The sequence below is a fragment of the Cloacibacterium sp. genome, assembly GCF_047601505.1.
GTDB lineage: Bacteria > Bacteroidota > Bacteroidia > Flavobacteriales > Weeksellaceae > Cloacibacterium.
In genome coordinates this window covers 1,147,343-1,162,914 of record NZ_JASGJD010000001.1, presented here as the reverse complement: position 1 = coordinate 1,162,914, position 15,572 = coordinate 1,147,343, and the positions used below count along the sequence as shown (strand labels likewise).

The 15,572-nt window shown below is 32.0% G+C and carries 15 protein-coding genes; 2 read left to right on the top strand and 13 right to left on the bottom strand.

The features are described 5' to 3' along the window. Positions 1 to 61 precede the first annotated feature (61 nt). From QM746_RS05550 to dnaK, 10 genes are all read right to left on the bottom strand, one after another. Positions 62 to 670: a hypothetical protein gene (locus QM746_RS05550; RefSeq protein WP_414983307.1), complete on the bottom strand. Its 609-nt coding sequence runs from the start codon at positions 668 to 670 to the stop codon at positions 62 to 64. 1 nt (position 671) lies between these two features. Beyond that, entirely contained in the window at positions 672 to 1,583 is a 912-nt protein-coding gene (locus QM746_RS05545; RefSeq protein ID WP_414983306.1) for a relaxase/mobilization nuclease domain-containing protein, read from the bottom strand. Between the two features lie 13 nt (positions 1,584 to 1,596). Then, the gene (locus QM746_RS05540; RefSeq protein WP_414983305.1) at positions 1,597 to 2,064 is read right to left on the bottom strand and encodes a plasmid mobilization protein; all 468 of its coding nucleotides are present in this window, start codon (positions 2,062 to 2,064) and stop codon (positions 1,597 to 1,599) included. Positions 2,065 to 2,200: 136 nt separating this feature from the next. After that, positions 2,201 to 3,112 (bottom strand): toprim domain-containing protein, encoded by a 912-nt coding sequence (locus QM746_RS05535; RefSeq protein ID WP_414983304.1) that lies wholly within the window; start codon positions 3,110 to 3,112, stop codon positions 2,201 to 2,203. A 235-nt stretch (positions 3,113 to 3,347) separates the two neighbouring features. Continuing rightward, positions 3,348 to 4,505, bottom strand: a complete 1,158-nt coding sequence (locus QM746_RS05530) for a VapE domain-containing protein (protein WP_414983303.1) — start codon at positions 4,503 to 4,505, stop codon at positions 3,348 to 3,350. Between the two features lie 4 nt (positions 4,506 to 4,509). Continuing rightward, entirely contained in the window at positions 4,510 to 4,848 is a 339-nt protein-coding gene (locus tag QM746_RS05525; protein ID WP_414983302.1) for a helix-turn-helix domain-containing protein, read from the bottom strand. A gap of 133 nt (positions 4,849 to 4,981) precedes the next feature. After that, positions 4,982 to 5,806 carry a hypothetical protein gene (locus QM746_RS05520; protein ID WP_414983301.1) on the bottom strand — a complete coding sequence of 275 codons (825 nt, stop codon included), beginning with the start codon at positions 5,804 to 5,806 and terminating at the stop codon, positions 4,982 to 4,984. After that, on the bottom strand, positions 5,803 to 7,059 hold the full coding sequence (locus tag QM746_RS05515; RefSeq protein WP_414983300.1) for a tyrosine-type recombinase/integrase: 1,257 nt from the start codon (positions 7,057 to 7,059) through the stop codon (positions 5,803 to 5,805). Before QM746_RS05515 ends, QM746_RS05520 begins: the two co-directional genes overlap by 4 nt. Further along, entirely contained in the window at positions 7,056 to 7,619 is a 564-nt protein-coding gene (locus QM746_RS05510; protein WP_414983299.1) for a helix-turn-helix domain-containing protein, read from the bottom strand. Before QM746_RS05510 ends, QM746_RS05515 begins: the two co-directional genes overlap by 4 nt. A gap of 230 nt (positions 7,620 to 7,849) precedes the next feature. Further along, complete coding sequence (gene dnaK / locus QM746_RS05505; protein ID WP_414983298.1) at positions 7,850 to 9,748, bottom strand: molecular chaperone DnaK; 1,899 nt, start codon at positions 9,746 to 9,748, stop codon at positions 7,850 to 7,852. A 187-nt stretch (positions 9,749 to 9,935) separates the two neighbouring features. On the opposite strand from dnaK, the gene ppk1 reads away from it, so the two are divergent. Then, entirely contained in the window at positions 9,936 to 12,005 is a 2,070-nt protein-coding gene (ppk1, locus tag QM746_RS05500) for a polyphosphate kinase 1 (RefSeq protein WP_414983297.1), read from the top strand. Positions 12,006 to 12,039: 34 nt separating this feature from the next. Here ppk1 and QM746_RS05495 read toward each other — a convergent pair whose 3' ends face one another. Then, positions 12,040 to 12,399: a hypothetical protein gene (locus QM746_RS05495; protein WP_414983296.1), complete on the bottom strand. Its 360-nt coding sequence runs from the start codon at positions 12,397 to 12,399 to the stop codon at positions 12,040 to 12,042. 1 nt (position 12,400) lies between these two features. Then, positions 12,401 to 13,945 (bottom strand): serine hydrolase, encoded by a 1,545-nt coding sequence (locus QM746_RS05490; RefSeq protein WP_414983295.1) that lies wholly within the window; start codon positions 13,943 to 13,945, stop codon positions 12,401 to 12,403. A gap of 60 nt (positions 13,946 to 14,005) precedes the next feature. Here QM746_RS05490 and QM746_RS05485 point away from each other — a divergent pair, with 60 nt between their 5' ends. Further along, positions 14,006 to 14,548 carry a DUF4738 domain-containing protein gene (locus QM746_RS05485; protein WP_414983294.1) on the top strand — a complete coding sequence of 181 codons (543 nt, stop codon included), beginning with the start codon at positions 14,006 to 14,008 and terminating at the stop codon, positions 14,546 to 14,548. A gap of 72 nt (positions 14,549 to 14,620) precedes the next feature. Here QM746_RS05485 and QM746_RS05480 read toward each other — a convergent pair whose 3' ends face one another. Next, entirely contained in the window at positions 14,621 to 15,379 is a 759-nt protein-coding gene (locus QM746_RS05480) for a superoxide dismutase (RefSeq protein ID WP_414983293.1), read from the bottom strand. Positions 15,380 to 15,572 lie beyond the last annotated feature (193 nt).

Genomic DNA, 15,572 nt, shown 5'->3' with positions numbered 1-15,572 from the left:
TAATGATTGTTATTTCGGACAAAAATACATATTTTGATTGAAATAACAATCATAAAATATATTATTTTGATTCCATACTCGCCTCATACCCATCTTTAAATCTCAAAAACATCTTTGCATCTTTTGGATTATTCTTAATCCAAAGTTGCATAATTTTGGTGTTATCTTTCAGAATTGTTATTTCATTTTCATCGTATATCTTTTTTCTGTCAATAGCAAGTTCATCCAAAATCTCTTGTCGAATTTCACTTTTTGATTTAATGCTTTCTGCATACCATTGCTTGGTAAAAAAGATGTTTCCTGCTGTTATTATAACTGAAAGGAATAATGCTGCAATCATCCCATAAAAGATATTTTTCATAAATTTAGAATTCTTTTCAAGTGCTTTATTTAGATTTAAATAATCTTCAGAGGGTACGATTTCAATGGTCTTAGGAATCCTTTCTATAAATTTATTCCTTTCTTGAGCTTCTTTTTCTAAAGATTTTGATAATTTTAAAATTGTAGCGTTAAATCTCCTCATCGTAGATTCTGTTTCTCCTTTTATATTCAATAAATCTTCATACACAAATTCTGTTTTTATTCCTTGTTCGGTATTTCTTTCATTGGTTTCAATGACTTTTTTTAATAGCTCTAAGCCATTGTTTTGACTGTGTTCTTGATTTTCCATTTTATCTAAATTTTCGTTTTTTCTTTTTTAATAGTTCGTCTTCTGGTGATGAAGTGTAGGTGGGCTTTAACAATTCTTTTGCTATATTTTCAAGCCGTTTACTCACACTTGGTGAATTTTCCTGTTCCTCTTTATTGATTTGTTCTGTTGCTGTTGAGTTGAAAATGATTGTCCTTTCATTATTTTCTTGCAGTTTCTGCTTGATGTCTTTAATTTTTAATGTATTGGTGATTTCAGAGAGTTTGTATCCTGGTTTGTATTCTCGATCGGTTTGATGGTTGATGTCTTCAAATTTTACTATTCTCATTCCCGAGATTCCTACTTTTTCATTTTGTGAAAGTGTTACCCGATAACCTAGCTTTTTCATATTATTAATCAGTTCTTCAAAGCTTCTTGAAGTTCTAAGGGAAGTTGTGAGTGCTTTCAACATTTGCTTTTTCTTTTCTTTGCCAATTTCAATATCTGTTTTAAGGTTCATTTCTTTGCAAACTTCACGAACGGCTTTCCCAAAGAGTTCTCCAATGTTGTGGGCTTTAATGGTATTCTCTCCGTGTGTATTTACTCTATTGACAATAAAGTGGATGTGTCTCTGTTTGGTTGAGGAATGAATATCTAAAACCATTTGGTTGTTATCACTCACTCCAATTTTCTTCAAAGCTCTTAATGCCAATTGTGTGAGTTCTTCATTGGATAATTGGTCTCCAATGGATTTTTCTGGAGAAATATACCCTGTCAATGCCCAGTTTTTTACATTTTTATTGCGGTCTGCAACGGTTTTCATTTCTGTAAACTGTTGTTCTGGGTTCTGACTTAATAGGTTGTTTTGATATACTCGTTCTGCTGTTCCTTTGTCATTGCCATTATATTCGATGGCGATTTTGGTAATTCTTCTGGTGGTTGCGCTGTTATTCATTTTTGAATTTCAGTTATGTAGGTTTCTGCTTGTTTTGTTTTTCATACAGATATTGGTAAATCAGTTTAGTAACGGTTTCAATTTCATGGAGGATTTGTTTCTTGTTTTCAAATTCGGAGAACTCTCTATGTCTCAGTAAATTTTTAATTCTGATAAAATGATTTCCATATTGAAGAAGGATTTCTTCAGTTTTAAATTCATTTATTTTTAATTCTTTTTCAGTTAGAATCATCCTTACATATTTTGATATTTTCAAGTGATATTTTGAGGCTTGTTTTTCTATTTCTTCAAACTCTTTTTCGGTTAATCTTACGGAGATAACTTTTGAAAATTGTTGTGATGTTTTCTTTTTTAAACCGCCTTTTCTGCCGATTTCCTGAAAGTGTTTTTTTCTCTTTTCACCATCCTCTTTCTTTTCATTTTCCTCTAAGGCTTTCTTGACAAATTCTTCTAAAAAGTCTTTTTCCATATTGGTGTGCATTTAGTTTTTAATTGAATTTTAGTTTGTTTTTAAAAAGGTTTTTCAAGACATTTCTGACGATAGGAAGAAATCAAAAATCCCAATTTTGCAATTAGCGGTTACGCTTATTGTAAACTTTGGGTACTTTTTGCACTAACTATCTGCCGAGTTTGCGTGTGTTTATTTTATTCAGGTCTTCATATTCTCTATCTGTATCTCTTTTACGCATTTCCCAACTCATTAAAAACTCGTTCAGGTCTTTGTGGTTTTTGTATAGAATCCGACAGTCTTCTATGTTTTCTCCTACATCCTTTATCATTTCGACAGCTCGGTTTCCAGCATTGTCGTTGTCAAAATACAGTTCTACTTTTTGATAATTTTGAATTAAATTTTTGATTTTTGGAATCATCGAAACGGAGTTTAGGATGATGTAATCTGAAGGCTTTTTTCCCAAATTATCTTCTAAATTTTTAAAGGAAAGGAAATCGAAAAATCCTTCGAAAATGCGAAGTGATTCTTCTCCATTTTTAATGGTGGAAATATCTTTTTTTCCTAAGCATATCTTTGAGTATTTATTCCGAATTTCGTAACCGCCAGAATCATTTTTGAAGCCTATTCCGAAATAGCTTTTATCGTTGATTTGGTAATGTATCTCTTTTAAGTATGTGGTTTGATTTTCTACTTTTCGGCTTTTTAAATATTCCAAAAGTGCTGGATGTTGAATGTCTTTGATTTCAATTATTGTATAATTATTTGCTAGAGCTTCTTGCTTCGGATTAGGATTTCTTTGATGTTGAAAAGAAGAGAAATTTTGTTGTTCTGCCCAAGCTAAAACTTCTTTTATGGAAGCGTTTAAATATTTTTTCATAAAGTCGATATTGTTTCCGCCTATTCCTTCGGAATGGAGATACCAAACGTTGTTTCTTTTATTGAGTTTAAAAGAGGCTTGGGTTTCTGTGGAAAAAGGATTGAGATACCAAGCTTCTTTTTCATTTTGCTTTGTTGGATGGTGTCCGAGTGAAACGAGGACTTCTTCCAACTTTATAGAGTTGAATTGGTTGCAGTTCATTTTAATGTTTTTGTTTTCTTTGTTTTTTTAAATTCCTCTTACCTAATTACCTTTTTATTGATTAACAATACTTTAAAGCAAATTTTTACAATTACCTGTTTTTACCTTCTTACCATAAATTTTTAATTAAGGTAACTTTAGGTAACTTATTTTTCAAATTGAATTACCTTTATAAATCATTGATTATTAAATCATTTAAAGATTTAAGGTAACTTGGTAACTTTGGTAAGTTTGTTTATTCAGATTTTCTTTTGATGAGATAACCGTACACTTGAAGTTGAGGATGTTTTATCCTTTGATATTTTAAACTGGTGAGTGCTTTTCCGATTTTCACATTATTCAATCGCAAGCCTAAAGCACTATTCATCGCCAACATAATATCGGTTGCTGTGAGAAATTCTTCTGTTTTTTCAGATTTTTCAAAATGAGCTGAAATCAGTTCTTGCTCCATTGAAACTTGTGCATATTTTTCGTTTCGCTTTTCGTTTTCGGCGATGTCTGAAGCAGTAAGTTCGGGATTGTAATTTTTCCTTTCAAAAGCATTGTAGTAAGCTTGAGACCAGACTTTATCCATATCAATTTCTTTGGAATATTCAAAATCAAAAGAATACACCTCAAAAATCAACCATCTAATGCTTCCTGTTTCATCGGTAAGAAAATCAGTCCGATTGGTAGAACCTACAAACGAGCATATTCTTTCTAAAAATTCGGCTTTTCGTGCATAAGGCAAACGAATATTTGCACTGCTTTTGGAGATGAAAGATTTCAAAGTATTGACATCAGACTTTGATAAAACCGCCAATTCATCGAGGTTACAAATCAAATTTTTACAAATGGAAATGATACCATCTTTGTCAATGGAGATATTTTCGGTGTAATAATTTTCTAATTTTGGAGGAATTAAAAATCGTAAAAAAGAGGACTTCCCCGAATTTTGATGTGATGCTAAAACCAATGACTGTTTATTGACATAACCTCTATTTAATGAACATAATACCGCTCTTGTTAGCCATTTTTCAAAATGATAACAAAATGCTTCATCATCATTGGTTTTAAGATATTGAGAGAGTTTCTTGATGTAATCTATACCATCCCAAGTTTCTAAATTTTCAAAATACTCACGAATTGGATTGTATTGCTGAATCAAATGGCTTCTAACTAGAATTTCCAATTTATTCATATTAATTTCAATTCCAGACTGTGCTAACTCAATCAATAAAGAATTGATGTTGAGAACAGTCCAAGTTCCAACCTGCTCTTTCAACTGAATTTCCAACTCCAAAGCAATGGTATTAAAACGAATGTTGTATTTTTCGTCCAAATAATTCTTCGCTCTATCGTAAATCGTTTTGGAAGGTGTATCAGATTGATACAAGAATTTTTGTTCGTTCATAACCTTATCTATTTCGGTTATGATATTTCAGAGCTTCGGATTCTATTTCTAGTAAGGTTTTCTTTTTACCTTTAGAAATCCATTCCAAAAGTTCATCTTCAAAAAAATAGAGTTTTTTACCGTTCTTGTAACAGGGTATTTTCCTTTCACGAACGAGTGTATAAATCGTAGGCTTGGCTTTTCCTATGATTTTACATACATCTTCAATTCCTATAGGAATGCGTTTTTCTTTAGGTTCAGAAATTTTCGCATTCTGAACCATAGATTTAATTTCGGCAATTTCGTTCGTTAAGTGAGCAACTGCTTTTGGCAGGTTTTCAAAAGAAATTTCATTTACGTCCATAATTATCGTTTATGATTGTTATGGTGCAATGATAATTTATGTTATATGTATGTTTTTTGTATGATAAAGAATGTTTAAATCATACTAATAACATAAATGGTTTTCTGCTCAATATTAATTGTATTTTCCCTTACTAAAGGCGGTTATCTTCAATTTTTATTAATCCTTCCTCTTTTCTCGAAGAGAGTAATTTTTCTATTGTTGATTCTTCCATTTCTTTAAAACTTTCAGAAAAAACAATTTTCAAAAATTTAGCGACATCTTTTCTCTGATTGTTTCCTCTATAATGATTCCACACATTCCATCCGAAATGCATTAGATCAATCGTTTTAAGAGTATTCACTCTTATTGGGGTAACAGTATCAATCTTACTATCTTTCAAAAATTCTATTAAATAAATGCAAAATCTATTGATTTCTTCATCCGAAGAGTATGGTGCAAATTTTTCTTTAGTGTATTGAACAATAAAACCCAGCTTTTCCTGTACGATTTTTTCACTTTCAGATTTTGCCTTAATTCTTATTTTTTCAATATCAGATATTTCAATAGGTTCTTCATTTTCCAATATTGTTTCGGATATTTTTTTTTCAACTTCAAAAGTTGGTTCTTCTTCGATAATATTTGGGAAACTTTGCATGTGTTTTTCATTCAATTCAAAATTCTCCGTTGAATTAACTATTTGGATATTCTTTGAATTGTCTTCTTGTTCTTCAACTAATTTGGATTTTGAATTGTTTAAAAAACGTTTTACTATCCAATTTACTATTGGATCAAGAAATAAAATTACAAATACGAATATTAATACACCCAAACCAATACCACCCCAGAAAAACAAATTAATTGTAAATTCATCTGCTCCATTTCTAATAGAATATTCTCTAGCAGCATTACCTATGAATATGCAAGCTAGAAAAACTGACAAACAAATAGCGATATATTCAAAGTACTTTATTTTCATTCAGATTGATTTTTTAAAGATTTTAATTGTATCGCTTCCGCCGCTTTATTTTTCTTTTCATCAATCACTTTTGCATAGACTTGTGTAGTCTTCACATTCGTATGACCAAGCATTTTACTCACTGTATAAATATCAGTACCGCTTGAAAGTTGCAAAGTAGCAAAAGTGTGACGAAAGCAGTGAAAAGTGATGTTTTTATTGATTCCTGCTTTTGCAACCCAAGTCTTTAATGGTCGATTAATCCATGCTGGATTGGTTAAATTTTCAAAAACCAAATCGTTTGGTGATTTTGGTTCTCCACAAATTTCTAAAGCCTGTTGAGAAATAGGCATATACTCTACGCCTTTTGTCTTTTTTTGCGTGAAATTAATTCTTGGCTGTCCGTTATCCATATTTATTTCATTCCACTTCAGTTTTTGAATATCAGAATGTCGTAAACCTGTTAATGCTGAAAAAAGTGCAGCTCGTTTCAAAACATCATTTTCACAAGGAGTTGCAACCAAAGTATTCAGTTCATCAATCGTTAAATATTCTCTTCTTGTTTCCTGGGCAGGAATGGATTTTATTTTTGCAGAAATGTCTGTGGTAAAATAGCCATCAATAAAAGCTTGCTTCAATGCCGCTTTGAAAACAGAAAAATAAGTAGAAGCCGTATTTTGTGAAAGCATTCCTTCTTTGTTACCTCCTCTTTGAGCAGTAAGCAGAAACGATTTAAAATCCTCACAAAATTTCATTTTAATCTGAGAAAATTCTATCGGTTCTCCTGCAAAATTTTTCAAAAATTCTATGGATCTTTCCCAATTTATAATGATTGATGTTGAACTGTTCTTATGGCGTTTCTTTATTAATGCTTCAAAATATTTAATAAAATTTTCCTGAGATTTTTCTTTTTGTTCTGCTTGAATACTATCTAATTCGCTGTAGAGATCAATATTATCATATTCTTTTTGCCTTAATTTCCGAATTGAATCTGCATACAACATTGTTTCAATATCATTATCGCTCTTACAAATAATGATTCCATTGTCATCTCTTTTAGGCTTGTATGAAGTTGAATTTTCAGTGGTTTTTGCAGGTCTTTTTTTATCAAATTCCACCGTTGTCACACTTCGGTTGAGATACTCACGTATTCTTTGAGGTTTTTTTTTACCTTTTATCATCACAGGATAGCACTCCAAATAGATATACCATTCTTTTCGGAAATCTGCTTTTCTTAACCTTACGGTGACTTTAGTTTTTAAAAGTTCTTTCATTGTCCTGCGAAAATATTGTCAATAAGATTTTTTGGCGCATACACAAAACTACCTACTTTTTTAGTTGGTATTTTGTTCTTCTTAATTACATGATAGATAGTACTTGGATTCGCACTAAATTTTGCACTTATCTCTGAAATCGTGTAGCAATTGCCAATTTCAAAGTTTGGTTCTTCTTTTTTAACTTCTGCAGGAATTTCTACTGAAGTAAATAATAATTCTAAATCCACCCTACTTACTCTTGTAAGTCTTTGTCCAAAATTATACGCAGGAATTTTACCGCTATTAATTAATCTACGGATAGTATCTTTAGATATACCAAAAAGAACCACGGCTTCACCTACTGAAATATATGGTCGAGTTTGAATTTCGGAAATTTTCTTAACTGACTTTTCTAAAAGAGATTGTTTTTCTTCTAACTCTTTTGCCATTTGTTTTTTTCTTTCCCCTTCTTTTCTCGAGCAATATTTACTACAAAATCTTGTTGCAACAGTTTTTGCTTCGAATGGTTTTTCACAGTATTCGCATAATTTCGGAATTTTCAATTTACTAAAACCCATTACAAAATTATTTTTTAGATTCCATCATAGTTTCAGTACAGTTAAGACTAAATAAGACCTAATAAGGCGCACATTGTCCACGTTTAGCGCGCGGTACAAATATGGTACAAATATATAATAAAAAACGATTAAAATCAAGCATTTTCAAAAACATTGAAAATAAAAAAATCGCTGTAAACATTACATTTACAGCGATTTAACTATTTATTCTAATCGACTTTAATCAGTCCTTACTTGACTTCTTCAAAATCAGCATCTTGAACATTGTCACCTGCATTAGCTCCTGCAGATTCTGGTTGCGGTTGAGCTTCTTGAGTAGCTTTGTACAATTCTTCTGAAGCTGCCATCCAAGCTGCATCTAATGCTTCTAATTTAGTTTTAATAGCATCAGCATCTTTGGTTTCATAAGCAGTTTTCAATTCAGCATGAGCAGATTCTATCGCTGCTTTTTTGTCTGCAGATAATTTTTCTCCAAATTCTTTCAATTGTTTTTCAGTTTGGAAAATCATTCCATCAGCTTTGTTGATGGTTTCTACATCTTCTTTTCTTTTTGCATCGGCAGCTGCATTTTCTTCAGCTTCTTTTTTCATTCTTTCGATTTCAGCATCAGAAAGTCCAGAACTTGCTTGGATTTTGATCGATTGTTCTTTACCAGTTCCTTTGTCTTTAGCAGAAACATGTAGAATACCGTTTGCGTCAATATCGAAAGTTACTTCAATCTGAGGAACTCCTCTTGGTGCTGGCGGAATGTCAGTAAGATCAAATCTTCCGATTTCTTTATTATCGCTAAACATTGGTCTTTCCCCTTGTCCTACTCTAATACTAACTGCAGGTTGGTTATCACTTGCTGTAGAGAAAACTTCAGATTTTTTGGTAGGAATTGTAGTGTTTGCTTCAATTAATTTTGTAAAAACAGAACCCATTGTTTCAATACCTAATGAAAGCGGAGTAACGTCTAATAAAAGTACATCTTTTACATCACCTGTTAAAACTCCTCCTTGAATTGCAGCACCAATTGCTACTACTTCATCAGGGTTAACTCCTTTTGAAGGTGCTTTACCAAAGAATTTTTCTACTGCTTCCTGAATTGCAGGAATTCTGGTAGAACCACCTACTAAGATAATCTCATCGATATCTGAAGTACTCATTCCGGCATTTGCAAGAGCTGTTTTACAAGGCTCTATTGTTCTTTTAATTAAAGATTCAGCCAATTGCTCAAATTTAGCTCTGGTTAAAGTTTTCACTAAGTGTTTAGGACCAGTAGCTGTTGCAGTGATATAAGGAAGGTTAATTTCAGTTTGAGTAGAAGAAGATAATTCTACTTTAGCTTTTTCAGCAGCTTCTTTTAAACGTTGAAGAGCAATAGCATCAGATTTTAAATCTACACCTTCTTCAGCTTTGAATTCGTCTGCCATCCAATCGATAATCACGTTATCAAAGTCATCACCACCTAAGTGCGTATCACCATCAGTAGCTTTTACTTCGAAAGAAGCGTTACCATCTACTTCATACATTTCTAGTACAGAAACGTCGTGAGTACCACCACCACAGTCGAAAACTACTACGTTTAAATCTTTTTTACCCACTTTATCAAGTCCGTAAGCCAAAGCAGCTGCAGTAGGTTCGTTGATGATTCTTTCTACTTTAAGACCCGCAATTTCGCCAGCTTCTTTAGTAGCTTGTCTTTGAGCATCGTTAAAGTAAGCAGGAACAGTAATTACCGCTCTTGTAACTTCTTGTCCAAGAAAATCTTCAGCAGTTTTCTTCATTTTTTGAAGAATCATTGCAGAAATTTCTTGTGCTGTATATTCTCTATCGTCTATTTTTACTTTTACAGTATCATTTGGCCCTGCCACCACTGCATAAGGAACTCTAGAAATTTCTTGTTTATCTTTAGAAAACTGTGTCCCGATGAATCTTTTAATAGAGTACACGGTTTTTGTAGGATTAGTTACTGCTTGTCTTTTTGCAGGGTCTCCTACTTTTCTTTCGCCATCTTCTGCAAATGCAACAATAGAAGGCGTGGTTCTTTTACCTTCTGCGTTTGCAATAACTACAGGGTCTTTTCCCTCCATTACCGCTACGCAAGAGTTGGTAGTACCTAAGTCTATTCCAATAATTTTACTCATAATATTTTATTTTTTTCTTTTAACTAATTTATTTTTCTTGAATTTCACTAATTCTGTACCAAGACAAAAATTGTGACAAATTGACATTATCACTTTTCTAAATTGCCAAATACACGAAAAAGATTAACAAAAATTTATTTTAGAAACCGCTTCATTTTCTTTAATTTTGAAGTAAACTACATCATAAATGTCACAATTTAACCCCAGAGATATTACATGGCTAGGCTTCAACGCCAGAGTTTTACAAGAAGCCATGGACGAAACAGTACCGTTACACCTAAGAATCAGATTTTTAGGCATTTTTTCTAATAATTTAGATGAATTCTTTCGGGTAAGAGTTGCTGGTTTAAAAAGAGCTTCTGAATTGAAGGAAAAACTTGCGATTGATACTTTTTTTGAGCGCCCACAAAAGATTTTAGACAAAATCAATAAAATTGTAATTGCTCAACAAGAAGATTTCGATAAAACCTGGAAAAAAATCCAGGAAGAAATGGCAGAGCAAAAAGTCTTCATCAAAACTCCCAAAAAACTTACCGAAAAACAGAAAGAATTTGTAAGAAAATATTTCGACGAAGAAGTGGAAAGTAACGTAATTCCTATCTTGCTTCACGACAATGTTCCACTTCCTTACCTTAGAGAAAAAAGCTTGTATCTGGGCATTGCCATGCGAAGAAAAGATTGGCAATACACCACAAAATTTGCGATTATAGAAGTTCCCGCTAAAGCCAACGGAAGATTTGTAATTCTGCCAACAGAAGATAGCGAAGAAACAGACATTATGCTTTTGGAAGATGTAATTGCGTTTAATCTACCACACATTTTCTCTTATTTTGGCTATGACGAATTTAAAGCAAACGCCTTCAAAGTTACCAAAGATGCAGAATTCGACTTGGATAATGACATTAGAACTTCTTATGCCGAAAAGATTGAAAAAGGCATTAAATCTAGAAGAAAAGGGAAACCAACAAGATTTGTTTTCGATAAAGATATGGACAAATCTTTGGTAGAATTCCTCATTAAAAAATTAAATTTAAGCAAAAAAGATAGCATTATTCCGGGATTGAAAATTCATAATTTCAGACATTTTATGGATTTTCCAGATGTTTTTAAAGATTACAAAAAACCAATTGAAAGAACTACTTTCCCTCATCCTGAATTTAAAAATGATAAAAGAATTACAGACGTAATTACTCAAAAAGATATTTTACTTACGTTTCCTTATCACACCTTCAACCACGTAATAGACCTTTTGCGCGAAGCTGCGATGGACCCAGATGTAAAATCTATACAACTTACCGCTTATAGATTGGCAAGCAATTCTAAAATTGTAAATGCACTAATTAATGCTGTAAGAAACGGAAAAGAAGTAACCGTAATGCTAGAGCTAAGAGCCCGTTTTGACGAAGAAGCCAATTTGGAATGGAAAGAGCGATTAGAACTAGAAGGCGTAAAAGTTTTGGTAGGATTACCCAACAAAAAAGTACACGCAAAACTTTGCGTCATTAAAAAAAGAGTGAACAATAAAACCATTCAATACGGTTTTGTAAGCACAGGAAACCTCAACGAAAAAACAGCAAAAATTTATGTTGACCATCTTTTGATGACCTCCAACAGAGCTATAATGGCAGACATTAATAAAGTTTTCAATCTTTTCAGAAAACCAAAATTAGACCCAGTTGTTGTACTGAAATCTTGCAAAAATCTATTGGTTTGTCCGCAATACATGAGAGAAAAAATAGAGTGGCAAATTGATAAAGAAATAGAAGAAGCTAAAGCTGGCAGAAAATCTGAAATTATTGTAAAAGTAAATTCGCTTTCGGATAAAGGACTTATAAAAAAACTTTACGAAGCTGCTGATGCTGGCGTTACCATTAAAATGATTGTAAGAGGAATTTTTTGTGCTGTAGAACAAAAATCTTTCAAGAAAAAAATTCACGCCATCAGTATTGTAGATGAATATCTAGAACACGCCAGAGTAATGTATTTTTATAACAAAGGCAGCGAAGACATTTATATTTCTTCTGCCGATTGGATGACTAGAAACCTAGATTACAGAGTAGAAGCTGCTGTAAAAATCATCAATAAAAATCTAAAAAAAGAGCTGAAAGATTTACTAGAAATTCAATTGAAAGGCAATGTAAAAGCCAGACTTCTAGACGTAGATCTTAGCAATAAATACGTAAGAAACAATAGGAAACCATTCCGAAGCCAGATAGAAACCTATATTTATCTCAACAAAAAAGCTGCGGAAAATTAAATAAAAAATCGGGAAGTAATTTTCCCGATTTTTTTTATCTCATATAATATAAATAAATTGAATAATTTATCATAGTTAACATATCTTCTTTTTCTATTTTTTCATATTTTAAAGAGTACTCTTTAAGAAATTTTTCTAAATTAAAATCCGTCATATTTGCAAATCCTCTTGAATTTTTAAAATATTTAGATTTTGTACTTTTTGAAATTTCAAAAAACAAATCATTTTTAATTGTTCTTAAATATTCTACTCTTTCCAAATCAAAATTGCCTAAATTATGATATTTAAGCTTTTTTTTAATTTTTTTTTCAATTTGTGTCTTGTCAGACAAGTCAAATTCGTAAGCTAATTCCATAAAACAAATAATATCGTAAGTATGATTATTTTCGTTCATATTACTCCACTTTCTTCAAATCTAAATCTCCAAAATCAAAAGAAAAATCTGTAACATCTGAAATAGGTTTCATTTTGGCAGAAATGGCTTTTCCGTTTTCATCAAAAGTAATGGTAAAAAAAGCATCTGCATCGTAACTTCTATCGTCCCATTTTACCACAAAAGTATCTTTAGAATAAGGCAAAACTTCGCCTTTTAATCTTTCCGAAGATTTACAAACAAGTCTAAAACTTTTCTTTTCTTTAGAAATTACAACATCTCCAAACCAAGCATCTCTGTATGTTCCCACAAATTGTTCAGGTGTTAATTTTGCAGATTTTTCTTTTTTATACGCTTCTACTTTAGCATAAGTATCCGCTTTTTCTTTGTCGTATTGTTGGTTTCCTTTGGCATATCTTTCGGCATAAGTTTTCAGCCAATCTCTGCTTTCAATTCCGAGATAAGAATCTTTCAAAGTATTGGTAATGGCGTTAAATGCTAAACCTTGCTGCTGATTTGTAAGCACTACAATTCCTAAATTCATATCAGGAATTAAAGTAAACTGCGTAACAGTACCAATTAAACCTCCTGTATGCTGAATTTGACGATGACCTTTTACATCAGAAATAAACCAACCGAGACCATAACCATAAAATTTAGTATCGTAAGGATTTTTAGCTGCCATAGGAATTGGCTGCTGAATCTGCCACAAAACATTTGCATTTTTCTCTGAAACCAAACGTTTCCCGTCTTTGGTTACGAAACCATTCATTAAGAAATTTGCCCAAGTCGTCATATCTGTAATATTGCTCAAAATTCCACCTGCAGGATTTGCTGTCTCGTTCCAATCATGAGGAACGGCAATTGCTTTTCCGTTTACCGGAGCGTGAGCATCTATTTTATTCTCTACCGCTTTTGCGCGGTTATAAGAACCGAAACTTGCCGTCATCCCAACAGGTTTCATAATTCGATCTTCGATAAATTCTGCCCAAGTTTTTCCAGAAATTTTATGAATAATTTCACCTGCCACAATAAACATAATATTGTTGTAATCCATTGTATTTCTGAAAGAATGTGCTGGTTTTAAATAACGAACATTGTGAATGAGTTGTTCTGAAGAAATATTTCCTCCATCAGGAAAAAACATTAAATCTCCTTGTCCTAATCCAAGTCCAGCTCTATGTGTTACTAAATCTTTGATGGTGATTTCTCTGGTTACATAATCATCATACATTTTGAAATCGGGTAAAAATTTAGTCACTTTATCATCCCAATCTAGTTTTCCTTCGTCTGCTAAAATCGCTAAAGCAGTGCAAGTAAAACCTTTAGAATTAGAAGCAATTCCTACCAAAGTTTCTGGTGTCATTGGTAATTTAGAATTGAGTGAACGCACTCCGAAACCTTTAGAATAGATAACTTTTCCGTCTTTTATCACACCAACTGATATTCCCGGAACATCAAAAGTGGTGATGGTTTTTTGAATAAGTTCATCTAATTTTTGTTCTGAAATTTGACTAAAAAAGAACAGAGAACAAAGAATAAAGAATAATGAGAAGGATTTTTTCATAATGACTTTTAATTTTTGTAAAGATAAGTTTTTTTGTAAATTTGGGTAAATTATCAACCAATGAAAACCACTTTTTGTCTACCAATCCTACTTCTAGCCTTTTTATCTTGTTCCAAAAAACAAGAAGAAAAAAAAGAAGTTTTCAAAAAACCAATTATTACAAGCGAAAACCCTACTGATAGATTCTTCCCGAAAGAAAAAACAGTGGAAAAATTTGACACTTTAATCATTGATAAAAATCTAGAAATCAGCATCACCAAATCTTATTTAGATAGTTTTGTCACCAATGAATTTGAAATTGAAGGCAAAAAACAAGTGGACAAATACAGAGATGCTGAAATTTCGCTGAAAATAAAACAAGACAACAAAATTCTTTTAGATACTTTGTTTAGAAAAGAAAACTTCAACAATTATATCGACAAAAATTTTCAAAATATTGCAGTTTTCCATGGTTATTGGTTAGAAAGAATTGATAATGAAAAAATTCAATTTTTCGGCACTATTTCAAAACCAGAAACAGATTGGGCTTTTGATTTTCAAAACAATTTTTATTTCAAAAATAAATCTTTAAAAACCGAAATTGTAGAACAAAACGAAGAATGATTCAAAAAAAATCGCAGATTAAACTGATAAAAAATCAATCAAATCTGCGAGGAAAATAAGTTTTTCTAAATGCTATTTCATTGCTTTTTCATAATAATCTGAAACTACATTCCAATCTATTACATTAAAGAAAGCATCTATATAATCTGCTCTTTTGTTTTGATATTTTAGATAATAAGCATGTTCCCAAACGTCCATGGCTAAAATTGGAGCTCCAGAAATAGACATTCCCAGCATTAGAGGATTATCTTGATTTGGAGTGCTTCCTACTTTCAATTTTCCAGAAGCATCTGTTACCAACCAAGCCCAACCAGAACCAAATTGCTTAGCTCCTGCATCGGAAAACTGCTTTTTGAAATTTTCGAAACTTCCAAAATCTCTGGTGATGGCTTCGGCTAATTTCCCGCTAGGTTTTCCTGTAGCATTTGGAGTCATTAATTCGAAATATAAATTATGATTGTAATAACCACCAGCGTTATTTCTAAGCGTTGCATTGCTTGTATCAAGCGTTTTTAGCACTTGTTCAATCGTCATATTGGCTTGAGGTTTTCCTTCCACGGCTTTATTTAGATTGTTAAGATAACCAACATAATGCTTAGAAAAGTGAATGTACATGGTTTTTGCATCTATATAATTGCTGAATGCATCATAATTGTGTTTCAAAGTTTTAATTTTGAAAACGCCATCGTTTGCCTTAACATCAGAAGGTTTGCCAAAATCTGTGGTTTCTGTTGCTACACTTTGAGCAGAAACTGTATTAAAAACTGCAACACCAGTCGTTAGCGCAGAAAAAGCAATTGCCACAAACGCTACTTGAACTAATTTTTTCATATAAAGTATATTTATTTTTAATGAATTTCGTCAAATTTAAACAAAAACCATTTCTCAGCCTTGTAATTTTTATTAACAAAATCTATAGTTTGGTTTTATAGATTTATTTTAAAGTTAATCATTATGCCATTCTACCACTCATACTTTGTACTTTTAACTTTACCCTTCGTACTTATAAAAATATTACCTTTGT